This window comes from Anaerococcus sp. C0059F3, assembly GCF_056590475.1.
Genome location: NZ_JBWPWE010000006.1, coordinates 90,934 through 114,068 on the forward strand (window position 1 = coordinate 90,934; position 23,135 = coordinate 114,068).

The 23,135-nt window shown below is 35.6% G+C and carries 24 protein-coding genes and 1 riboswitch; of the genes, 18 read left to right on the plus strand and 6 right to left on the minus strand.

Features of this window, described 5'->3' with window-relative positions; translation table 11 throughout:
- Positions 1-38: 38 nt before the first annotated feature.
- The 13 genes from AC1EJ5_RS05305 to AC1EJ5_RS05365 all read left to right on the plus strand — a co-directional run bounded on the left by AC1EJ5_RS05305 (position 39) and on the right by AC1EJ5_RS05365 (position 10,151).
- The gene (locus AC1EJ5_RS05305; RefSeq protein ID WP_479815013.1) at positions 39-1,190 is read left to right on the plus strand and encodes a glycosyltransferase; all 1,152 of its coding nucleotides are present in this window, start codon (positions 39-41) and stop codon (positions 1,188-1,190) included.
- A complete protein-coding gene (locus tag AC1EJ5_RS05310) occupies positions 1,157-1,978 on the plus strand; it encodes a glycosyltransferase family 2 protein (protein WP_479815015.1) in 822 nt (273 codons plus the stop codon). The genes AC1EJ5_RS05305 and AC1EJ5_RS05310 overlap by 34 nt, the downstream gene beginning before the upstream one ends.
- Positions 1,968-2,936, plus strand: a complete 969-nt coding sequence (locus AC1EJ5_RS05315) for a YveK family protein (protein WP_479815017.1) — start codon at positions 1,968-1,970, stop codon at positions 2,934-2,936. Before AC1EJ5_RS05310 ends, AC1EJ5_RS05315 begins: the two co-directional genes overlap by 11 nt.
- Positions 2,929-3,585, plus strand: coding sequence for a tyrosine-protein kinase family protein (locus AC1EJ5_RS05320; RefSeq protein ID WP_223419221.1), 657 nt, complete (start codon positions 2,929-2,931; stop codon positions 3,583-3,585). The genes AC1EJ5_RS05315 and AC1EJ5_RS05320 overlap by 8 nt, the downstream gene beginning before the upstream one ends.
- A complete protein-coding gene (locus tag AC1EJ5_RS05325; protein WP_308749034.1) occupies positions 3,585-4,001 on the plus strand; it encodes an SH3 domain-containing protein in 417 nt (138 codons plus the stop codon). Before AC1EJ5_RS05320 ends, AC1EJ5_RS05325 begins: the two co-directional genes overlap by 1 nt.
- Positions 4,002-4,082: 81 nt before the next feature.
- Positions 4,083-4,403 carry a hypothetical protein gene (locus tag AC1EJ5_RS05330; RefSeq protein ID WP_223419226.1) on the plus strand — a complete coding sequence of 107 codons (321 nt, stop codon included), beginning with the start codon at positions 4,083-4,085 and terminating at the stop codon, positions 4,401-4,403.
- A 13-nt stretch (positions 4,404-4,416) separates the two neighbouring features.
- Positions 4,417-5,487, plus strand: a complete 1,071-nt coding sequence (locus AC1EJ5_RS05335) for an ABC transporter ATP-binding protein (protein ID WP_479815019.1) — start codon at positions 4,417-4,419, stop codon at positions 5,485-5,487.
- Positions 5,487-6,371, plus strand: coding sequence for a carbohydrate ABC transporter permease (locus AC1EJ5_RS05340; protein ID WP_479815021.1), 885 nt, complete (start codon positions 5,487-5,489; stop codon positions 6,369-6,371). The genes AC1EJ5_RS05335 and AC1EJ5_RS05340 overlap by 1 nt, the downstream gene beginning before the upstream one ends.
- Before the next feature lie 3 nt (positions 6,372-6,374).
- Complete coding sequence (locus AC1EJ5_RS05345; protein ID WP_308749037.1) at positions 6,375-7,193, plus strand: carbohydrate ABC transporter permease; 819 nt, start codon at positions 6,375-6,377, stop codon at positions 7,191-7,193.
- A 97-nt stretch (positions 7,194-7,290) separates the two neighbouring features.
- On the plus strand, positions 7,291-8,592 hold the full coding sequence (locus AC1EJ5_RS05350) for an extracellular solute-binding protein (RefSeq protein ID WP_479815023.1): 1,302 nt from the start codon (positions 7,291-7,293) through the stop codon (positions 8,590-8,592).
- A gap of 131 nt (positions 8,593-8,723) precedes the next feature.
- Positions 8,724-9,104, plus strand: a complete 381-nt coding sequence (locus AC1EJ5_RS05355; RefSeq protein ID WP_479815025.1) for an AlbA family DNA-binding domain-containing protein — start codon at positions 8,724-8,726, stop codon at positions 9,102-9,104.
- A gap of 15 nt (positions 9,105-9,119) precedes the next feature.
- Complete coding sequence (locus AC1EJ5_RS05360) at positions 9,120-9,299, plus strand: hypothetical protein (RefSeq protein ID WP_479815027.1); 180 nt, start codon at positions 9,120-9,122, stop codon at positions 9,297-9,299.
- Between the two features lie 84 nt (positions 9,300-9,383).
- Entirely contained in the window at positions 9,384-10,151 is a 768-nt protein-coding gene (locus tag AC1EJ5_RS05365; RefSeq protein WP_479815029.1) for an ATP-binding protein, read from the plus strand.
- Positions 10,152-10,197: 46 nt separating this feature from the next.
- Here AC1EJ5_RS05365 and AC1EJ5_RS05370 read toward each other — a convergent pair whose 3' ends face one another.
- From AC1EJ5_RS05370 to AC1EJ5_RS05380, 3 genes are read right to left on the minus strand one after another with little or no spacing between them, the layout of a single operon-like run.
- Positions 10,198-11,964 (minus strand): ABC transporter ATP-binding protein, encoded by a 1,767-nt coding sequence (locus AC1EJ5_RS05370; RefSeq protein ID WP_479815031.1) that lies wholly within the window; start codon positions 11,962-11,964, stop codon positions 10,198-10,200.
- Positions 11,954-13,822 (minus strand): ABC transporter ATP-binding protein, encoded by a 1,869-nt coding sequence (locus AC1EJ5_RS05375; protein WP_479815033.1) that lies wholly within the window; start codon positions 13,820-13,822, stop codon positions 11,954-11,956. Before AC1EJ5_RS05375 ends, AC1EJ5_RS05370 begins: the two co-directional genes overlap by 11 nt.
- A complete protein-coding gene (locus tag AC1EJ5_RS05380) occupies positions 13,806-15,005 on the minus strand; it encodes an ArsR/SmtB family transcription factor (RefSeq protein ID WP_308749040.1) in 1,200 nt (399 codons plus the stop codon). The genes AC1EJ5_RS05375 and AC1EJ5_RS05380 overlap by 17 nt, the downstream gene beginning before the upstream one ends.
- A 171-nt stretch (positions 15,006-15,176) precedes the next feature.
- Positions 15,177-15,278, plus strand: a riboswitch (TPP riboswitch).
- A 129-nt stretch (positions 15,279-15,407) separates the two neighbouring features.
- Between AC1EJ5_RS05380 and cytX the strand changes: the two genes are divergently transcribed.
- Entirely contained in the window at positions 15,408-16,568 is a 1,161-nt protein-coding gene (gene cytX, locus AC1EJ5_RS05385; protein ID WP_479815035.1) for a putative hydroxymethylpyrimidine transporter CytX, read from the plus strand.
- Positions 16,569-16,617: 49 nt separating this feature from the next.
- Here the strand turns inward: cytX and fic are convergent, their stop codons facing one another.
- Complete coding sequence (fic, locus tag AC1EJ5_RS05390) at positions 16,618-17,184, minus strand: protein adenylyltransferase Fic (protein WP_479815037.1); 567 nt, start codon at positions 17,182-17,184, stop codon at positions 16,618-16,620.
- Positions 17,185-17,256: 72 nt separating this feature from the next.
- A complete protein-coding gene (gene tyrS, locus AC1EJ5_RS05395) occupies positions 17,257-18,510 on the minus strand; it encodes a tyrosine--tRNA ligase (RefSeq protein WP_479815039.1) in 1,254 nt (417 codons plus the stop codon).
- A 384-nt stretch (positions 18,511-18,894) separates the two neighbouring features.
- Between tyrS and AC1EJ5_RS05400 the strand changes: the two genes are divergently transcribed.
- Both AC1EJ5_RS05400 and AC1EJ5_RS05405 read left to right on the plus strand, forming a co-directional pair.
- A complete protein-coding gene (locus AC1EJ5_RS05400; protein WP_479815041.1) occupies positions 18,895-19,938 on the plus strand; it encodes a hypothetical protein in 1,044 nt (347 codons plus the stop codon).
- A 66-nt stretch (positions 19,939-20,004) separates the two neighbouring features.
- Positions 20,005-20,406 (plus strand): lyase family protein, encoded by a 402-nt coding sequence (locus AC1EJ5_RS05405; protein ID WP_479815074.1) that lies wholly within the window; start codon positions 20,005-20,007, stop codon positions 20,404-20,406.
- Between the two features lie 334 nt (positions 20,407-20,740).
- Here AC1EJ5_RS05405 and AC1EJ5_RS05410 read toward each other — a convergent pair whose 3' ends face one another.
- The gene (locus AC1EJ5_RS05410; RefSeq protein ID WP_223419255.1) at positions 20,741-21,130 is read right to left on the minus strand and encodes a pyridoxamine 5'-phosphate oxidase family protein; all 390 of its coding nucleotides are present in this window, start codon (positions 21,128-21,130) and stop codon (positions 20,741-20,743) included.
- A gap of 523 nt (positions 21,131-21,653) precedes the next feature.
- On the opposite strand from AC1EJ5_RS05410, the gene AC1EJ5_RS05415 reads away from it, so the two are divergent.
- Positions 21,654-21,875: a hypothetical protein gene (locus tag AC1EJ5_RS05415; protein ID WP_479815043.1), complete on the plus strand. Its 222-nt coding sequence runs from the start codon at positions 21,654-21,656 to the stop codon at positions 21,873-21,875.
- Between the two features lie 157 nt (positions 21,876-22,032).
- Positions 22,033-23,112: a glycosyltransferase gene (locus AC1EJ5_RS05420; protein WP_479815045.1), complete on the plus strand. Its 1,080-nt coding sequence runs from the start codon at positions 22,033-22,035 to the stop codon at positions 23,110-23,112.
- The last annotated feature ends 23 nt before the right edge of the window (positions 23,113-23,135 follow it).

Below are 23,135 nucleotides of genomic sequence, written 5' to 3' on the forward strand. Positions count from 1 at the left end.
TGCATTTTATAATATAATAATAAGATAGGAGAGAAGAGATGAAATTTTTATTTTACTTATCAGGATTTGCCTTATTTTACGCAATGATAGGCTATCCAATAGTGCTTCTCATTTTAGAAAAGTTTATCAAAAGGGAAAACGACCAGGATTATACATATAAGCCTTTCGTTTCTGTGATAATTTCTGCCTACAATGAAGAAGATGTAATTGAAAAAAAGCTAGAAAACATCATACAAACTGACTATCCTTCCTATGAGGTCATTATTGCAAATGACGCTTCTAATGACAGGACAGTTGAGATTTGTGAAAAATTTATAAAAGACCATCCAGATTACGACATCAAGGTAAATACAGTAGTTAACCACCTTGGCAAGACCAACGCCCAAAATGAGGCGGTTGAAGCTGCTAAGGGCGAAATTATTGTATTTTCAGATGCTAATTCTATGTTTAAACGAGATGCCATTGACGAACTCGTTTCATATTTTACTGCTGATGACATTGAATATGTTTGCGGGTCCCTAATCTATATGGAAGATGTTGATGTATCATCTGCTGTGGCAGAAAATACTTACTGGAATTTCGAACTTAAATTAAGAAAAATCGAGTCAAATATAAAGACTATTGTAAATGGCAATGGAGCAATTTATGCCGTTAGAAAGGCCGATTATAGGCACATAGACCTGGTAAATAGCCACGACTATGAATTACCTTTATACGCCGGCCTTAACCACAAAAGGGCCCTTTACAATCCAAAAGCAATTGCAGTTGAAAAAGCAGGACAAACCACAGCTGACGAGTTTAAGAGAAAGGTGAGGATGCAAAGAAGAATTCTTACTAATATCTTTACAAATCTTAGAAGGCTAAATATTTTTGACTATGGTTGGTTTTCATTTTTCCATTTTGGCCACAAGACTCTAAGGTACATGCAGGCATTTTTCCATATAGTGTTATTTATAGCCAACCTGGCAGTTTTAAATGAAGGAATCTTTTATAAGCTATTTTTCCTAGGTCAAGTAGCTTTTTATACCCTCGCTGTAATCGGCCAATTATCAAAGTCAAAAAGCAAGATTTTCTACTTCCCAAGGTATTATTGTGCTATGATGCTAGCCCAAATCCTAGGCGGTTACAAAGAGCTTAGGGGAGGTTCGAAGGCCACTTGGGAGAAGGCAGAGACAACAAGAAAGCTATGAGAGTTGAAGTTTTAATCTCCGCTATGAATGTGGAGGATATAAATTTTTATAAGAAATTTAACCTGGAATGTGACGCTCTTATCATAAATCAGGCGGGTAAAAATGCCTACCAAGAAGTCTATGATGAGGGCAAAAAAATCAGGATGATAACAACAGACACAAAAGGCCTTGCCCGTTCAAGAAACCTCGCCCTCTTAAATTCGACAGCAGATATAGTAATTTTTGCTGATGACGATGAGGTTTTTGAAGCCGGATATTTAGAAAGGGTTAAAGATGGATTTATAGAATATCCAGATGTTGATTTTTTCGTCTTTAAGACTATAGTTTACCAGGATGGCAAGGAAATAGTAAAAGTCCAGGAAGAAAAAAATCTAAGCTTCTATAATTGCTTGAGATATGGATCTGTACACTTTGTTTTTAGAAGAGAAGCCCTTGCCAGGGCCAACCTCTACCTACCATTAATGTTTGGAGCAGGAACAGAATTAGGGTCTGGTGAAGATTCTATTTTCATCCTATCTGCCATTAGAAAAGGGATAAAGGTAAGGACTAACAAAAGCCTAATTGCCAAGGTTTATAACGATGATTCAACCTGGTTTGAAGGATATAATGAAAAGTATTTCTACGACAAGGGAGCCCTAGCTAGGGCACTTTTCCCAAGATTGTACAAACTATATATAGGGTATTTTCTGTATGCGCACCCGGAAATGCTTAGAGAGATAAAAAAAGATAGGGCAAGAGAAATCATGCTTGAGGGTGCAAAAGATTTTGGAGGATATAATGGAAAATAGAAAATCGAAGTTTACAGCCTTTTTATCATCTATTATAGCCGGCATTATTGTGGCCATGGTTGTGTATTTTGGCCTAAATTTTGCAGGTTATAAGGAATATAGGGCGTCTGCTAAACTTGTAACAACATCAGTAGAAAATTTAAATGAAGAAAACCCTGCGGCAACTTTTGCAGGAACCTTAAATTCTAAGGCAATTAAGGCAAGAACCTTGGAGAATTTAAAGATAGATTGGCCTGAATCTAAACTTGATTCTAAGTTAAGCCTAACACCAATTGCATCTTCACCAATTATTGAAATATCAGTAACTGATACCAATAAATCAAGGGCAGAAGACTTGGCAGATGAGTATGCAGACCTATCTGTGACAGTTATAAATAATATCTACAACACAGGGGCAAATGTTATGGAATATGCCTATCAAAACGCCAATGTTGTCGATAATACAATTAAGTATGCAACTTATGCAGGACTTGCAGGATTTTTAATTTACCTAATTATTTCTCTAGTTAGTGTTAGTCGCCATAACCACAAGCTTAAGAAAAATAAGGCAAAAGACTACAAAAAAGAAGAAAAAAAGGCAAAAAACCAGGTCAAAAAAAACAAAGAAGAAATTGAAGAAGAGGAAATTCTAGAAGAGGACGTGGACTTTGAAGGAGATGATGATTTTGATGAAAAAATCGAAGAAGAAAGTCCAGAAGTCCTTAAAGACCTTGAAGATGAGATAGAAGTCAAGGAAGAAACTAGACCTCTTGAACAAGTAAGTGAAGAAGCTGGCGAAGATTTTGCCGCTACAAGAAAAATCGACAAGGCCGACATAGACAAGGCAAGACAAATCGACGAGGCTAAGGCAGAAGAAGTAGACAAGCTAGATGAAGTTATTGAGGAAGAAAAAGGTGGCAACAAGCTTGAGATTCTAGGCAAACTTCCAAAATACCAGAGAGGAGCCCTAGATGTTTAGAAGAAAAAAAGTTGACGAAAAAAGAGAAATCCTCCTCCAAGCCTTTTATAATCTAGAAGATAAGCTAACAAGGAACCTAGGCGTAGACGACGTTGTAATCGCCTTTACAGCCACAGATGATAGGACCATGAAAATGGATTCAATCTACACTATGGCAGGTCATTTGGCCGAAGAAGACGAAAGAGTCCTTGTGATAGATGCTAACTTAAGGGCAGATGAACTTGAAGAAATGAAGGGTTTTTACAACAAAAGAGGTTTTGTAGATTGCCTTTTAGGCGATTTTAGAGCAGACGATGTTCTTGTTAGAGAAAGCGACAACCTTCACCTCCTTATGACAGGTAGGGTTTCTGAGTATGAAGATATGTATCTTGAGCCATCAACAATTACAAATTTCTTTGCAGATTGTAAGGATAGGTACGACTATGTCTTTATCAATACTAAGGAAAATATCGGCATAGCTGAGGCCAATGTATTCTGTGGCTTGGCAGATAAGGCGATAATATTTAGTACAGAAGAAAATTTAAATTCCTACCTCCTTGAAGAATCAACCAGCCAACTTGAAAAGGCCGGTGCTGATATTAAGGGAGTTATAATTTCAGACTATGTTTACGATGATAGTGAACTCGATGACCTTTTTGGAGGTAAATAATGAAAAAAATTAGCGCAATTTTAGCTTTAGGACTTATATTAAGCTTAACAGGCTGCAAGGATGATCCATATACCTCAGTAAGACATCCAGAAAATTCTGGAACTGAAGTAGCAGACGAAGTTAAGCCAAGTGAAAGTACTGATGAAAACAAAAAAGAAGAAGAAAATTCTGACCAAAGAAAAGTAGGAGAAAAAGAAATAAGTGACCAAGTCAAGGAAGAAATAGCCGATGGAGTTGAATTTAGAGTAGAAGACACTGTAAATATGCGCCTTGCCCCATCAGAAAACTCTGCTATTGTTGCCGAAGTTGGCCCAGATGATGAAATCCTAAACCTAGGAGAAACTGAAGGCTGGACTAGGGTTACAGTAAATGGCAAGACTGGTTATATCAGATCAGATCTTTTAATCAAAAATTAAAGAAAAGGGTTGTTTATTAACAACCCTACTTTTATGCCATATTTTATAAAGATATGTTATAATACAAGTAGAGAGGTTTAAATGATTGATATAATAAAAAATATGTTTATGCCAATCTTTGCGGTAGTTGCTGTAATTAGCCTAATTGACTTTCTTCTGGAAGCAAGAAAGCTTTCCGCCTATGTAAGTGCAGTCACAGGCATTGTTGCGGCCATCTCCTTGGTTATATCTATAATAAATCCAAACAGCGATTTGTTTATGCAATTATATTTATTGTTATTTTTATTATCCATATCGCTTGTGATTTTGGCCCTACAAAAGCAAATAGATGCTTTTACTGTTATTGGTATAGCCCTGATGGTTGTAATGTTGTACCTACTATTGAGATTTCCATTAATATGAAAAAGAGGAATATATGATTAAAATCAAAAACTTAAAGAAAATTTATGACAACGGTTATGAAGCTCTAAAATCTGTCAACCTTGACATAGAAGATGGGGCCTTGGTCACACTTCTAGGTCCAAGTGGTTGTGGTAAGTCCACAATCCTAAATATCATAGCTGGTATTTTGGATCCAACAGCTGGAGATATAGAATTTGATGGTGAATCAATCGTCAACAAACACCCAAAGGACCGTGATATAGGCATGGTTTTCCAAAACTACGCCCTTTATCCACACATGACTGTTCTTGAAAACATCATCTTTCCCCTAGTTGTAGGTGAAAATAAGATAAAAAAAGAAGAAGCTATCAAGATTGCCCAAAAATACATGGAATTAACTTATATTACTGATATTCAAAACAAAAAACCAAAGGAAATATCAGGTGGCCAACAGCAAAGAGTGGCTATAGCAAGAGCTTTAGTTAAAAATCCAAAAACTCTTTTACTTGACGAACCTCTTTCAAACCTTGATGCAAGATTAAGGCTTTCTATCAGAGAAGAGATTAGAAATATAGTAAAGACCGTTGGAGTTACAACAATTTTCGTAACCCACGACCAGGAAGAAGCCCTATCAATTAGCGATTATATCGCCCTAATGGATAAGGGAGTCATCCAGCAATACGATATTCCACAAAATCTTTATCTTGAACCAGCAAATCTTTTTGTGGCAAAATTTATCGGCAACCCTATTATCAATATCTACGATGTTGAAAATAAGGGGGATGGTTTTGTAAATGGCGATTTAATAATTGAAAAAGAAAAATTAGTAGAAGGTAGAAAAAAATCTGACCTAAGCGGAAATACCTATCAGGTTGGTATTAGGCCTGAGCATTTCAAACTCGACACCAATGGCAATTTAGAAATCAATGTAGAATCTCGTGAGATGATTGGTAGGTATATGATCCTACACTTTACTCTAAACGGACAAGCTTCAAGGATGGTAGTTGATTCTGCCCTTGATATCAATCCGGGCGATAGGATTAAGATCTCAATCGACCACAAGTCAATCTACCTCTTTACAGAAGATGGGGAAAGGGTCTACTAATGAAAAAGAAAATGACCTACAGGGCAGAGACCACCAACAAGGCCTGGCTCTTCCTTTTACCAGCCCTGTTTTTTATACTAATCTTTAACGTTTATCCTTTAATTAGGACCTTTTATATGGCTGTCCACAGCAATAATATCCTAAACCCACAATTTGTTGGTTTATCAAACTTTCCGGCAGTTTTAAATGACAAATTATTTAGGATGGCCATGAAAAACACCTTAATATATTCAATAACAGTTGTGCCTTTATCTTTGATAATTTCAATGTTTATAGCCTTGATTTTAAATCAGAAGATTATAGGAAACAAGTTTTTTGAGACAATCTTTTTTATACCTTACCTAACCAGTGTTATCGCTGTAGGTATTGTATTTAGGTATTTATTTAACGGCCAATATGGTTTTATCAACCACATGCTTTCCTTTATTGGAGTCGGACCTATAGAATTTTTAAACAATCCTGACTACAATATGCTAGCAGCCATTATCTTTGGTGTTTGGAACGGCCTTGCCTTTAATATCATCGTAATCCTTTCAGGTCTACGAGGTATTGACAAGGATTATTACAAGATAGCTGACACTTTTGGGGCGACAAGTTGGGAGCAATTTAAGAAAATCACTCTCCCACAGCTTACAAATATAATTACCTTTTTGTTTTTGACAAGCTTTATTTCAAGCTTTAAGGTTTATAACCAAATTTTCGCCCTCTTTAATGGTAAGGCGGGTGTTGGAAATAGGCTAATTACCGCAGTATTTTATATCTACAAAAAATTCTACGTAGAATACCGCTACGGCCACGCCATGGCGGCTGCTGTGATTTTGTTTTTGTTCCTCTTGGTTCTAACCTTTGTCCAAAGAGCAATCATAAGGAAGTTAGCGAGGTAGGAGATGAAAAAGATTTTAAAAGGCCTAGCCTTCATATTTATAATTATAATGGCAGCTGTGACTCTTTTTCCATTCCTCTATATGATCTCATCAGCTCTTATGAGCTTTGGAGAAGTAACAGCTATTCCACCAAAACTTTTGCCGGCAGCACCTCAATTTGAAAACTTTAGGGAAGCCATGAAGGCCGCTCCCTTTGCAAGGTATTTCGTAAATACAGTATTTGTTTCCTTGATAAATACCCTCGGTACCCTAGCTACAACAGTTTTAGCAGCCTTTGCCCTAAACTTTATGAACTTTAAGGGCAAAAATATGCTCCAAAACTTTATGCTAGCCCTCTTGATGGTGCCATTTGAGATAATTATCTTTACAAACTACTCAACAATAGCCAAACTTGGCCTTCTTGATACCTATGTTGCCCTTATAATTCCTTTTATGGCGTCAGTATTTTATATTTTCTATCTAAAAGAATTTTTAAAATCTGTTCCAATGGAATTTTATAATGTGGCCAAGGTTGACGGAGCAAGCGACTTTGAATTTATAAGAAAAGTTATGATTCCAATGTGTAAGCAAAATCTTTTCACCATTGGATTATTAAACTTTATTACTGGTTGGAACTCATTCTTGTGGCCAATCCTTGTTACAAATACAAAGAACATGAGACTTATTTCAAATGGTCTTTCAGCCTTTGCCACAGAAGCAGGTCAATTAATCCATCTGCAAATGGCAGCTTCAACCATTACAATCCTTCCAATTCTAATACTTTACTTTATCTTTAGGAAGCAAATCCTAAGGGGAGTATCTTTTGGAGGAATTAAGGGATAAAAATTGATTAAATTATATTTTAAGGGTATATATTTAATGTAAGAATAATAAGTTTGCTTTTATGGGAACTTAGGAAAAAATATTTAAAGGGGAAGAAATGAAGAAAAAATTAACATTACTTGCAGCCTTAGTCCTATCTATAGGAATGTTTTCAGCTTGTGGCAACAATGCCGACAAGAAAGAAGAAGCTCCAAAAGAAGAAGCTAAGGTAGAGGAAAAAGCAGAAGAAACAAAAGAACCTGCCAAAGAAGGTCAAACAGAGGTAGTTTTCTGGCACGCAATGGGCGGTGGCCAAGGCGAAGCTCTTGAAGGCCTTGTAGCAGATTTCGAAAAAGAAAACCCAGATGTTAAAATCACCCTACAACACCAAGGTGGTTATGGCGATCTTAACCAAATCCTAGTTGCAACTATGCAATCTCCAAAAGACCTACCAACTATTACTCAAGCTTATCCAGACTGGATGCTTCAATTTTCTGAAGCTGGTATGGTAGCAGACCTTACAGATAGAGTTAAGGGCGAAGATGGAATTGCAGATTACGAAGACATCTTCCCAGGTGTAAGGGATGAAATCGAACAAGATGGCAAAATCATCGGTATTCCATTTAACAAATCAACAGAAGTTCTATGGTACAACCAAGACCTATTTGATGAACTAGGTCTTAAAAACCCAACAAGCTTTGAAGAGCTAAAAGAAGTTGCTAAAAAAATCAAGGCAGAAAAAGACATTCCTGCTTTTGGTTGGGACTCACTTTCAAACTTCTATGTAACTTACCTTAAAAACAAGGGCATAGAATTTGGTCCAGACCTTGACGTAACTTGCCCAGAATCAATCGAAGCTATTAAATATTACCTAGACGGTATCAAAGAAGGTTATTTTAGAATTGCAGGAACTGACCAATACCTATCAGGCCCATTCGCTAACGAACAATTAGCAGGCTACCTTGGATCAAACGCTGGTGAAGTATATGTTAAAGAAGGCGTTGAAGGCAAATTCAAATACGCAGCCCAAGCATATCCAGCAGACAAGGCAGTTCAACAAGGTACAAACATCTATATGTTTGACGGTGCTTCTGATGAAGCAAAAGATGCAGCCTTTAGATTCCTAAAATACGTATCAAGCAAGGAAGCTCAAATCAAATTTGGTCTAGCAACAGGCTATATGCCAGCTAGAAAGTCAGCTGTAGAAGATGAAAGCTATAAAAACGCTGATTCTGAAATTCCAAAAATCCTTGGAACAGCAAGTGAAAAACTATTCTCAAGACCACTTGTTCCAGGAAGCCAACAAGCTTACAACGACATTGCAAGCAAACTTGAAGAAATCTTATCAAACCCAGATAGTGATGTAGAAGCAGAAATGAAAGCTTTCGCACCACAATTTGAAGCAGATTTCGCACAATAATTAAGAATTAAGAAAAACTCCCGGCCTGGGAGTTTTTTTGTTGGGAAATTATCACAAATCCATATTTTTATCAATAAAAAGATAAAATATGATATAATTAATTATAATATTTGCCAGAGAGGAGGGATACTTTGAACTTAAAATACTATCTTGGAGAAACAAATCTATATGATAAAAAAGAAAAATTAGAAATAAATAAGCCAAAGTCTTGGTTAAAATCTGTGTCAGCCTTTGCTAATGGTAGAGGTGGGAAGCTAATATTTGGAGTTAAAGAAGATAATACAATTCTTGGACTCAGTGACTATCAAGATGTTTCCGAAAATATTTCTGAAATCATAAAAACTAAAATGAATCCGAATCCGGAATTTGATATGGAAATAAAGGAACTTGATGGAAAAGTTATATTGATTTTAAGTGTATTTACTGGGAAGAATACACAATATTTTGTAGTTGATGGAGGAAGCAGAACTGCTTATAAAAGAGTAGGAAATCAAAGTGTCCCTGCAAGTTGAATTGATCTTTTTAATTTGTCTTTAAAGGGAGAACATATAAGTTACGATTCACTTGAGTCAAAGAAAAAACTAGAAGATGTAAGCTTTAAGGAACTTAGAATCGAGTACAAAGAAAGAACGGGAAAAGATTTTGAAGAAAAAGATTTAAAATCTTTTGGACTCGTAAATGACGAGAATAATTTAACCATAGCATGAGCTTTATTTGGAGACTATTATCAAGTTTATCAGTCAAGGGTATTTTGTACTAGATGGAATGGGCTAACTAAAGCTAATGGGAGAATGGATGCCTTAGATGATATAGAATTTGAAGGCAACATTATTTATCTTTTAAAAGCATCTTTAGACTTTGTGAAGAGAAATTCTAAAAAGATGTGGAAAAAAGGTCCGGTCTATAGAATAGAATATCCAGAATATCCAGAAAGGGCAGTCCAAGAAGCTCTAGTCAATGCATTAATTCACAGAGATTACTCAGTAATTGGCAGTGAAGTCCATGTTGATATCTATGATGACAGGCTGGAAATATATTCTCCTGGAGGAATGTATGAAGGTACATTTATTCAAGATATCAATCCACTAGATGTATCTTCATCAAGAAGAAATCCAATTATAGCGGATGTATTTGCTAGGATGGATTTAATGGAAAGACGAGGATCTGGACTTAGAAAGATTATCGAAGCTTATGAAGTGGAAGAAAATTATAATGAAGAATTAAAACCAGTCTTTAAGTCAACAGAATCTTCATTTACTACAATTTTAAAGAATTTAAATTATGATACCCAAAATGACACCCAAAATGACACTCAAAATGGTACTCAAAATGACGGTCAAAGTGAGGGTGAAAATGATGGTAAAAAGTTAAAACCAAATGATAGACGAAATAAGATAGTGAAACTTATAAAAGAAAATTCAAAAATAACATCACTGGAGCTTTCTAGTATATTATACGTATCCGTAAGTACAATTAAGAGAGATTTAAAAATTCTCACAGATGAAAAAACAATCGAGTATGTAGGCAGTGCTAAGGATGGGTATTGGAAAATCAAATAAGCAAAGAAAAACTCCCAGCTTGGGAGTTTTTTTGTTGGAGATTTTACTATTCAAAATACTGGGCTTGGGCCTTGTAGAGTTTGGAGTAGAGATTGTCGTAGGACATTAAATTCTCGTGGCTATCGTAAGCTTGAGCTTTTCCGCCGTCTAGTAATAGAATTTTATCGGTAAATCTTGATGAGCTCATCCTGTGGGAGATGAAGATGGCAGTTTTGCCCTCGGTCATCTCGTTAAAGTGCTCATAGATTTTGCTTTCTGCAAGGGGGTCTAATGAAGCTGTTGGCTCATCTAGGATTAGAAAATCTGCATCTTGGTAGAGGGCACGGGCTATGGCTAGTTTTTGCTTTTGGCCAAGAGAAAGGTCGGTTGCGTCTTCGTAGATGTCCTTATTTAAATAAGTATTAATCCCACGAGTAAGTTCTTTTATCTTTTGGTCTAGGTCTAGCTGTTTTATAATTTCATCAGTTTTATTTTCGCTAAAAGCCTTATTTGCAATAATATTTTCCTTGATTGTAAAAGGCATAATTGAAAAGTCTTGGAAGACTCCGCTGATTTTCTCATAAAGAGATTTTTTGCTGATTTTTTTGATATTCACACCATTATAAAGGATTTCTCCGCTATCAATATCGAAAAATCTCAATAGAAGCTTAACAATAGTTGTCTTTCCAGCGTTATTTACACCTACAATCGAGATTTTCTCGCCCTTGTTTATCCTAAAAGACAAGTTGTCAATAATTTTCCTATCAGATCCTGGGTAGGTAAAGGTCACATTTTTAAATTCAAGGTTTTGGAAATCTTCTGCTATTTCCAAATTTTCTTCCTCATCAGAATCTAGGACGTAGAAGTCATAGAGGGGCTCAAGATTTGCTAAACTCATAATAAAGCCAGCTAGTTCTGAAAACATGGTCTGAAAGGAAGTCATGAAGTTTTCATTCGCCCCAATAATTGCTGAAAAGGATCCGAAGGAAATTTGTGGGCCGTAGGTGGTTGAGAGTGTCCTCATTGCCACATAGGTATAGGAAACAAGTCTTAAAATTGATTCTAAAAAGATTTTTATAGCTCCCATGTTGGCCTCAAAGGCAAACTTATCTTCAAATCCATCCATCATTTGATCTAAGTATCCTTGTGTTTTAGATTGAAGCATTTCTCCCAGGTCAAAGACTCTTATTTCCTTTTGGTAGTGGGGACTTGCCATGAGGGAGAAATAATAGGAAAATCTCCTGTTTACATTTACAATCTCTAAGTCAAACTTGCTGGTGTAGGAAGACTCTTTGCCATTTACAAGTATTATTAAAAAGGAAATTAGAATTGAAAAACCAACCAAGTAAGGGGAGAAGGATATGATTACAAGGGCTGTTCCTATCATGGTTGCCACGCTTGTTATTATATCCTTTAGGCATGATAGCAAGTTGTGGATAGCTCCCATATTAATTGCAGCATTAGCCTTTTCCTTAAGATCTAGGGTGTGAGGATTTTCTATGTTTTGGTAGGTTAAATCCATGGCTTTTTTGGCAAGTTCAAAGGTCAAATAATCATTGATTCCCTGGCGCCTTACAAATTCTTCCCTACTTAAAAGCCTTTCAAGACTTTCTATGAGGATTTTCCCTACAATTAACAAGACTACAATTTTTATAAACTGGTCAGCTGGACTCGGGTCTGTGATTTGATTAATGAAAATCATTGGCACGAAGACATTAATCATGGTAGCTGCAGCCGGCGCTAGGGCGTTTAAAATAATTACCAGTATATAAAGAGGATCGTTTTTTGCGGTGATTTTTATGAAAAGGCCTAGGGCCTTTAATTTATTTTTCATTCTTTTCCTCCAGATAGTATTTTCTTTGAGATTCGTACATTTCATTATATAGACCATCTTGTTTTAAAAGCTCGTCGTGAGTCCCGTATTCTGTTATTTTCCCACCATCAAGGAGCATGATTTTATCACAAAATCTGGTTGATGCTAGTCTGTGGGATATGAAAATTAGGGTTTTGTCCTTGCTGATTTCATCAAGATCCCTATAAATTTTCTCTTCTGCTAGGGCATCGAGGGCCGCTGTTGGCTCATCCATGATTAATGCTCCTGCATCTTTCTTATAAAGAGCCCTTGCGATTGCAAGTTTTTGGTTTTCCCCTCCAGAGAAAAGTGTCCCGTCGTCGTGGATATTTCTTGTCATCTGGGTGTCAATGCCTTTTGGTAATTGGTCAAGCTTATATCCTAAACCTGCTTTTTTTAGTGAATCTATAACTCTTTCTCTGTCGATATTTTCATCAGTTGCTGCCACATTTTCTGCAATGGAAACTGCGAGGGGCTCTACATTTTGTAGGACTGTTGCAAAGGCAGCATACCTTTCCTTAAGGTCAAGGTCATTAGCGTTTACCCCGTTAATAAAAATTTCTCCTGATGTTGGCTTATAAAGGCCTAAGATTAGGGAAACTATAGTGGATTTGCCTGCACCATTTACACCAACAATGGCAACTTTCTCCTTTTCCTTAATAGTAAAAGACAGATTTTCTAATACATTTACATCAGATAGGGGATAGGAAAAAGATACGTTTTTAAATTCGATTGACATCGGTCCAGTAATTTTTTTATCACCTACATCTGACTTAAGATCTACCCTAATCATATCAAAGCCATCTGCCACATAGAGAAGGTTTGACCTGGTTTGGGCTATATTTATCACAAGAGTTAAGACAACATTAGAATAAATTGCAACTGATGTGATAAGGAGGGTTAGGCTTTTAAGGGTAATTTGATCTGCTAAAATTTTCCCTGTTAGGAAATAATAGCAAAGGGCTTCTACACCCACGATAAGGACTGCAAGGACAGGGGATAGGTACATTTCAGGCTTGATAAATTTTCTTGATATCTTAACCACATCTCCTACAAGGGGCTTAAAGCCTTCTATAAACCTATCCTTGAAAGAAAATACCCTAATATCTTTGGCAAAACGAAAGTCGGATGCTTCTTTGTAATAGGCGTCGGTTTTTCTTTTTACCTTGTTTAATTCGCCCATGTGGGAGTGTCTGTACTTGTCTGTATAAGTCCTAATTGCCAGTTGAATTAGTATCGAAATTATGGCAAGGATAAAAATTAGGGGAGATAGTCTTGCCATAATGACAGAAATTATTACAAAGGAAAGGATATTTGCCAAAAGCTTATACATATCGTGATAGATTCCCTCAAGTCCTGTGACATTGTTAGAAAAAGGTTCAAAACCTCTGGAAAATTCAGCCATAAAGAGAGAATTTTCCCCAAGACCGTAGTCCATTTCCATAATAGGACCAGAAGCCTTGATGAAGGTAGATAACCTAGTACCCATATAAGTCGAGTAAGTTCTACGCTCAATCTGGTTTGAGACCATGGAGCAGATAAAAATTATTAGGGCATAGGCTATAATAGTCAAAATCATTGTCCTAAGGTCGGTATTTTTGTTTATGAGATCTACCAAATAATACATAATAAAGGCCTGGATTACTGGAATTAGGCCTGCAGTAATAGGATAAACCATTAATGATAATTTTATTTTTATATTATCCTTAAAAGGCTCATAGGCCATTTTTAGAAGGTCAAAATTTGAAAGCTTATCAGCTCTTAGATATGATTTTATGACCTTATCGTCCTTTAAATTTTGGGCGAGATTTTCTTTTAGGTTTTTAAGATTCTTTTCCATAATTTTCCTCCTTTATGTCCTTAGAAAATTCGGTTAATTCTTCTATTACTTTTTCAAAACCAGGACGTCTTAAATAATAATAAGTCTTCCTGCCCTCGATATAGGCACCAATAAAGCCACAAACGTGGAGCTGGCTTATGTGGTAAGAGAGAGTGGCAGGTGTTATATAAAGCTTGTCAGAAAGCTCTTTTGCGTAGTAATTTTTTTCCTTTAAGAGATCTAGGATGTCAATCCTTGTTGGGTCTCCTAGGATTTTTAGGTATTGGCTTATGTATTTTAGCTTATTTTCTTTTTCGACAAAGTCTTTATTTGAGTAAATTCCAAATTTGATAAAGGCATCATCGTAATCTTCTGATATAAATTGAATCATAGTCATATTTGGTGCAAGGATTAGACCATAGATGTTAAAAGGCTCATCTCTTTTGCTTAAAAAACTTGCTAAGCCAACTTGGTCTATTACTTCACTTACCTTTTTGTAGTCATCTTTTTTTATTTTTTTAAAATGGTCCATGAATTCGTCTTGAATTTTTGGGAAATTATTTTCTAAAATTTGGCAAATTTTTTCTAAAAGAGGATAAAGTCTATCGTAGATAGATTTTTTATTGGAAAAAGACCTTAAAAGTGCCATAGAAAACTTATCTTCGTAGGGTAGACTAGCTATTAAGCTTAGAAAGTCTGATTTTAAAGCTTTTTTTGACCATTCTTTTATAGTTGTAGATTTTAATTCTGGATCATCTATGTCAACACCTATATATCTTAAAAAAGATAGGTTGAAGACAAGGTCAAAGAGCTCATAGGAAAAGTCTTCAATAGATGTAACATTGATATTTTGGAAAACTCCTGCCATAAAAGGCAAATAATTTCCATCGTTTTCTGTAAATATGTAAAAAAGATTTAAAATATCTTCGTTTTGGTCATTGAAAAATTCCTCTAGATGGGGAAGGGTTTCCTTTTTTATACTCCTAATAAAATCTGTATAGGACTTGTTGTTGTAAAAAGCAGTATCTATTGAGGTTAAATTCATATCCTGGGAGTAATTAAAACCTGGGTAGGAATCCTCGAAAGAGAAAAAGTTCTTATTATTGGCAGCTAGGTAATTTGTGTAAAGGTAAATCAAAAGTCCTGCTTCATTTACAAGTAAGGGCTTTTTTATGAGCTTAAAATTATAGAAATTAGGTTTCATTGTATATCCTTTCTTAGAATTGTATCTAATAAATATTTTTATCTTAGATTTCTATTAACTTAATTATAAGATAAATCACATCTAACATCAATAGCCTTGTGTTCGATATTAATCTAATAATAATTTTGGAAAAAATTTTCCTTGACAAAAATTTGGGAAAGATTTAAAATATAAGGCATACAAGGGAGTTCTTAAAAGATCTGAGAGGAGGCCTAGCCTCGACCTTACCTGATTTGGATAATGCCAACGTAGGGATGTATATTTTTTATGCATATTTTTTTTGAACTTATAGGGCAAGCCTTGGCTTGTCCTTTTTTTGTAAATAAGAAAAAGGAGAGATTATGAAAGAGAAGATAAATTTATTTGGAGACAGAAATCTCCAAGAGAAGGAAGGAGAAGAAAATGAAAAAAACTTCTAATTTTGAAAACGGCCTGATTTGGTTTGGGGCAGGAGTTTCCATAGCAGAAATTATTACCGGAACATATTTCGCGCCTTTAGGCTTTAAAAAAGGTCTTTTGGCAATGCTAATCGGTCACGCTATCGGTGCAATCTTATTATATATGGCAGGTCTTATAGGCGGTAGGACAGAAAAATCAGCAATGGAGACTGTAAAAATGTCCTTTGGACAAAAAGGCGGATTATTTTTTGCGCTTTTAAATGTCCTCCAACTTGTAGGATGGACTGCTATTATGATCTACGATGGGGCTATTTCAAGCTCCCACGTTTTCTCTACAGGCCACATAATCTGGGCCCTTGTAATTGGAGCCTTGGTCTTAGTTTGGATAATGGTAGGCATTTCAAATCTTGGCAAACTAAACACAGTTTCCATGTCTCTTTTATTTATCCTAACAATCCTACTTTCTTTTAAGGTATTTAAGGGAGTAAACTTCAATTCAGAAGCGGCAGCCGATGCCATGAGCTTTGGTCTTGCCATAGAACTTGCTGTTGCTATGCCACTTTCCTGGTTACCTTTAATATCTGATTATACAAGAGAGGCAGAAGACCCAAGAGGAGCAACCCTCACATCAACTGTTATCTATACACTTGTTTCTATGTGGATGTATGTAATAGGTATGGGTATGGCCCTAGTCACAGAAGAAAGTGATATAGCCATGATCATGGTGAAATCAGGCCTAGGCCTTGCCGCCATGGTAATTATTATATTGTCAACAGTAACAACCACCTTCCTTGATGCTTATTCAGCAGGTATATCCGCCGAATCTTTGTCAAAGAAGGTTGACGGCCAAAAAATCGGAATCATTGTTACAATAATCGGCACAATCGGGGCAATAATTTACCCAATGGACGACATAACCGAATTTTTATACCTAATCGGTTCAGTCTTCGCACCAATGATAGCTATCCAAATCGCAGACTTCTTTATTTTGAAAAAAGACGTCACAGAATCTAGAATATATTATAAAAACATGGTAATTTGGTTAATCGGTTTTGTTGCAAATAGGGTATTTCTAAAGATGGACCTACTTATAGGTTCTACAATTTCATGTATAATCGTAGTGATCCTTGTAAAAGTTTTGGCTGAAAAATTGATAAAAGATTAAAGAAAAAGACGAGTAATTCTCAATTGAGATTCTTACTCGTCTTTGTTTTTTATTCGATTTCTCCTATAGGAATATCATAGAGGTCTTCGTAGAGGTAGGACTTGTCGATGCCCTTCATGAAAACTTCCCTGTCAGAAATCTTATCTGTAAGGACGGATTTTAAAAGATGTTTGATTTCAAGTGTGTTTACAACCGATCTTTCCATGGCGGACAGGTAAGCAAACTTGTCAATCTTGTCCCAATCGATGCATTTACCTAGGTTTTTCTTTAGGATTAAATCAAGCCAAATCCTTGTCGCCCTGCCGTTTCCCTCTCTAAAAGGGTGGGCGACATTCATCTCAACGTACTTATCAATAATTTCATCAAAAGTTCTTTCTGGCATTTTTTCTATTATTGCAAGGTTTGATTCAAGGAAAAGCAAGGGTGCAAAACGAAAATTCCCCTTGGAAATATTTACAGTCCTAATTTTGCCAGCAAAGTCAAATACATCTTGGAAAAGATAGGCGTGGATGTCATTTAGGCCTTTGAGATTACCTATCTCAAAATTTCCTAAAACTCCTAAATCCCAAAGCTCTTTGGCTCGTTTTTTACTTAAATATTCTTCGCTTCTATTCATTTTATCACCTAAGATTATTATACAAGATTAGATAAAAAAATCCCCCAAAACTCAGGTTTTGGAGGAAGATCCTTAAGCTAATTCCACCTTGTGGAAGTTTTTCTTGCCTTTTTTAATTATTATTCTATTATCTTCAAAAATTTCTTCTGTGACTTCAAAGGCTGGGTCTGTGATTTTTTCATCGTTGATTGATACGCCGCCTTGTTGGACAATTCGTCTTGCTTCGCCATTTGACTTTGTTAGCCCTACTTCTGTCATGAGGGCTAAAAGACCCTTTGGTAAGTCAGATGCAGAAATTTGTGTTGTTGGCATGGCTGATTCATCACCCTTGCCAGAGAAAAGCGCTTTGGCTGCATCAAGGGCAGCATCTGCTTCTTCCTTGCCATGGACAAGTTTAACTACTTCGTAGGCTAGGATTTCTTTTGCCTTGTTGATTTCTGCTGCTTCTGTTGCTGATCCTAGTTTTCTACATTCAGCTGTAGGTAGGAAGGTAAGTTGAAGTAGGAATTTCTCAACGTCCCTATCATCGACATTTCTCATGTATTGGAACATTTCAAATGGACTTGTTTTTTCCTTATCAAGCCAAACTGCCCCTTTTTGGGATTTACCCATCTTAACTCCGTCTGCAGTTGTAAGTAGGGCAAAGGTCATACCGTAGGCGTCGCCTTGTTCGTGTTTTTTAATTAAGTCTACACCACCGATGATGTTTGACCATTGGTCAGAACCACCCATTTCAAGGGTTACACCATTTTCTCTGTACATTTTTAGGAAGTCATAAGATTGTAAAAGCATGTAAGAAAATTCAAAAAATGTTAGACCACCAGCTGCCATCCTGTTCTTGTAGGCATCTTTTTTAATCATTTCATTTACCAAAAATTCGCTTCCCACATCTCTTAAAAATCCAACAAAATTAAGGTCTAAAAGCCAATCTTTGTTATTTAACATTTCAGCTCCGCCCTCATCAGAGAAGTCTAAAAATCTTTGGAATTGCTTGTAGAAGCACTCTGCGTTGTGGTTGATTCTTTCTTCTGTCATTACCTGACGCATGTCGCTTCTTCCTGATGGGTCGCCGATTAAGGTTGTACCGCCACCGAGAAGGGCAACTGGCCTGTGGCCGTAGTTTTGCATACGCATCATTACCATGATTTGGATAAGGTGGCCAACAGTTAGGGAATCTGCTGTAGCGTCAAAACCACAGTAGAATTTCACAGATTCTGTTGCAAGTTTCTTCTTTAATTCTTCTTCGTTTGTGGCTTGCTCGTAGTAACCACGGTCAAAAAGCTCATCAAAAACATTATCGTATTCTTTTTCGTAAGTAAATTTCATAATTTATCCTTTCTTATAATTTGCTGTAATTTCTATATAAGTGAGAAATCCTATAAAATAGACAGTTCTAGGCCAAAATAGGCACAAAAAAAGAGCATAAAAGCGCAAAGACTTGCGGTACCAGCTTTTTTTTATACTCGTTGCCAAACACAGGCAGTTTGGCTTGCCTTAAACAAAATGAAAGTGTAATTTCAAAAAAGCCATCCCAGGCCTTTCCTACTCGAATTCATTGTAAGTTTTTATTTCTATAGGACTATTTAACACTATGGACGAACTTTTGTCAAATAAATCCCACTTTATTGTGGTATTTAATTATTGAAACTACAGATGGGGGGGTAAAATGATATTAAGGAAGCACAAGAAAAAATTTAGAAAGGAGAAATCATGAAAAAGAAATTTTTGGCAGGAGCTCTTGCCCTTGTATTTTTGATGCCAAGTGCAAATGCCTTCGCCAAGGAAGAAAAAACAGCGGATGAGATCCAATTTAAGGGAGATTATACCTATGAAGACGGCATGTATTTGCCAGCCCTACATTATTTTGGAGTGACAAAGGGTAGACAAGTCCATCCTTTTGGTGGTAGCAAAGTAGGAAAGATTAGCAAAAAAGAGAAAGAAGAGGTTCTTCAAAGGCCAAAGGTTAAGAAATTAATGGCCCTTTATAACTCCTATTATCAAACCATCATAAAAATCTACCAATATGGGGACAAACACATGGATAGGTGGAAGGAAGTAAAGACCATGACCAATCCTGTTTTTGGTAAATTTACCAAAAAGAATTGGGTAGATATATATGAAAATGGGGCAAAGACACTCCAACTTTGTCGTGATTACTTCAATTCTTTGGGTCTTTCCGATAGCGATTTTACAAGTGAAAAGACTTTAAAGATGATATATAAACCTGAGCTTAGCTTTGAGAAAATTGAGTCTTGTGGGGCAGAAGATACAATTGTTTTTAACCAAGGAATTTCAAGTGCTAAACTAGATGCCCAATCTAGGGAACTTACTGATGCAAATGGCGGAAAGTTAGTAAAGAAACTTGTGGAAAATCTTGATGGATATGAGCTTGGAGAGCCAACAGAGGTCTTGGGCAAGTCGAAATCAGGTGCCTATGATCAGAGACTTTTTGTGGAAATTTATTTAACTAAGGATGACTCACAAATCCTCTTTCAGATGGCAGGCAAGGATGAAGAAACCTGGAGCGATTATTCCTTGAAAGATAAAAAAATCTCTAATTTCTATGGCCAAGAAATGCTACTTTCTTCCTATAAAGAGGGAGGTTTATATAGGGCAGAGTTTAAAGATTTGGATAATGAATACTTGGTAGAATCCTCTGGTATTTCTGAAGACGAATTTTTGGTGATTTTAAGGTCCTTTATAGCCAATATTAGAAATGTTTCAGCCTTATCATCTATGAAATTAGAATTCTAGAAATATCTTTCTAGGTTATCAGAAGAGATAATAAACTGGGCATCTCCTGCCTATAAATTTATAGAAATCGACGACAAATTTGCTACAGGCTCATCAATTATGCCCCAAAAGAAAAATCCTGATATGGCGGAATTAGTTAGGGGGAAAAGTGCAAGGATAATTGGAAATATGAACCAGGCCTTTGTAATGATGAAGGCTCTGCCCCTTTCCTATGCAAAGGATATGCAGGAAGACAAGGAATTTATCTTTGACTCCATAGATACAGTAAAATCTTGTCTAAAAATAATGGCTGGGCAAATCCAAAGTCTTACTGTAAATAAAGAAAAAATGCTACAGGCATGCAAGATTGGATTTTTGAATGCGACTGACCTGGCAGATTATTTGGTAAAAAAGCAAGTCGCCTTCAGAGACGCCCACCACATAGCAGCAAGGCTTGTAAAATACGCCATAGAAAAAATCACACCTTAGAAGACCTTGACCTAGCTACCTATAAAAAAGAATCAGATCTTTTTGAAGAGGATGTTTACGAAGCCATTGACCTAAAAACTTGCCTAAAAAATAGGAAATCCCAAGGTGGGCCTGGTCCAGAAGAAGTCTTAAAGCAAATCGCTTATGTAGAAGGAAAAATTAATAAACTTTGATCTTATAGGGTTAAAATTGGAATTAATTGTAAGGATAAAATTTCAGAAATTGATAAAACCTGGTCTTTATTGCAAAATAATTATATAAATAAAAAAGTTTGGTGCACGAGAGATAATCTGTGCACCAAACTTTTTTGTAGAACTATTAATAAATATGGGAATTAAACTTCTAATAATTTTCCTGCTATTGGACCTGAATCAAGGGTATAGATTTTTTCTATATCTATGATTACAGCAGCCGCCTTTGGCATTACGCCAGCCTTTTCCTTGGCTAGGTTCATATGCTCATCATCTGTATAAGATTTGGCTGTACCAACAATCCTAAAGCCCTTGTTGTCTTCTCTTTTGACAAAAGCAATAGCAACCTTGCCGTTATTTTTAATATTGGCGTGGTGCTTGCCATCTGTATTTTCGCAATAGATGAGATGTTCATCATCAAGAACCCTCATAGTTCTCTTTGGTCCTATATTAGGGTTGCCATCCTCATCAACAGTTGCCATATAAGCAAGCTGCTCACCTATTAAATCTTTTATTTCTTGGGTTAATTTCATATTTTCACCTCTTATATATTATTTTCACTTATAGGATAGCATATTTGGGGAGAGTTGTCAATAATGATTATCATTATTAAACGATAAAAACAAACACAATTGTAGTATTAACATCTCAAGCATGGCTACAAATAAAAAATGAGGACTATAAGATATTTGATAGAAAAAAAGACGAGAATAATTTTTCTCGCCTATCAATTATGGATTATAATAAAACCAATTTTAATATGAAGTTATAAAGTTTTTGTCATAATTAGCCTTAGCCTAAGCCTTATACTTATTTAAAAGCATTTCATATAAATTGGAATTAATTTTCTTTGAAGTTTCCAGTATCAATTTCGCATATTTTTCATAAGGTAAATTTAGGTCATATAAAATTATGGATTTTTGGTAGACCATGATTGGGGAAATCGGATTTTTATTATTTGCCCTTAAAGATTTATTTATGTAATAAAGGGCCAGGTAGGATTTGTCTAAGATATAATAAGTACTTGCCATATCGTGGTATAAAACAGCAGAACCTATGGATAGGCTTGTAAATATTTCAAAATTAGAAAAAGACGGAAAGACTTATCTGCTCTTATCAGACGGGTTGTGGACTCATTATATAGTTGATGTGGAAGAAAATAAAAATTCCTACCAATTAAATGGGATAAATGCTAAAGATAGGTATTTTTTCTACAGTGATGATAAGTTTGTTATATCAAATGATCATGAATCTTATATAGGTAAAGTAAGAAAATAAGGTCGAAAAGACAAATTTCACCTATAATTTTTGAGACTTTTGTATTTTAAGTTATAATACTTGAGAGTTTAAAAAATTAACTATGGATTGATAGTAAAAATTTTATTGGGATAATTATTATAAGTGAAAGAAGATGATTTGGAGAATGAAGGTTTAGATGATTAGAGTAGTGCATGTTCTGGGAGACTTGTCTGTAGGCGGCGTAGAGAGTTTTATTATGTCGATTTACAGAAGGATAGATAGGGAAAAAATACAATTTGATTTTATAGTGCATAAGTTAGAAAATGATGCCTATCGTGAGGAGATAGAAAGACTTGGTGGAAGGATTTTTATTTTAGACAGGCTTGATTTTAAAAACCCCTTAAAATATATAAGGGACTTAGATGAGATTTTAGAGAATCATAAGGAAATTTCTATCCTTCATTGTCATTTTAGGGGAACAGAGGCCCTCATTCTAAAAAAAGCAAAAAAACACGGCCTTATGACCATTTCTCATAACCACGGCGCCCAAAAATATTCTAAATTTAAAAGCCTTATAAGAAGTATTTTCAAAAAAGATGTGATAAAATATTCTGATTTGAAATTTGCTTGTTCAGATGAAGTTGGTAATGAGTTTTATAGTAAGGGAAATTTTATCAAGATAAATAATGGTATAGATGTTGAGAAATACAAATTTGATGAAGATATCCGCCAAAAAATAAGAAGTGAATTATCCCTTTCTGATAAGTATGTTCTGATAAATGTAGGTAGCCTTTCAGATATAAAAAACCAAAAATTTTTAATTGGGATAATGCCAGATCTTTTAGAGAAAAATTCTGATATTAGATTGGTTTTAGTAGGGGATGGACCTAAGAAAAATGAACTTAAAGATTTATCCAAGGACTTAAGTGTCAAAGACCAAGTTATTTTCCTTGGAAATTCTGATAGGGTAAATGAGTTGCTAATGGCATCAGATATATTTTTATTTCCTTCTCTAAGAGAAGGCCTAGGCATTGCTGCCGTAGAAGCCCAAGCAAGCGGATTAGTTACCTTGCTATCGACAAATGTTCCAAGAGATACAGGGCTAACAAGTAGTGCAAGATTTATTGACCTGGATAGGGAAAAGTGGATTGACCAAATCCTTAATAATAAATTAGATAGACAAGACAATATTGATCAGATAAGAAGCAAGGGCTATGATATAAGCGCTAGTGCAAGTGAGCTTTCCAGGATATATAAAAACTTAAGTAAAAAATAAATACAGTATTTTCAAAGTAAGCC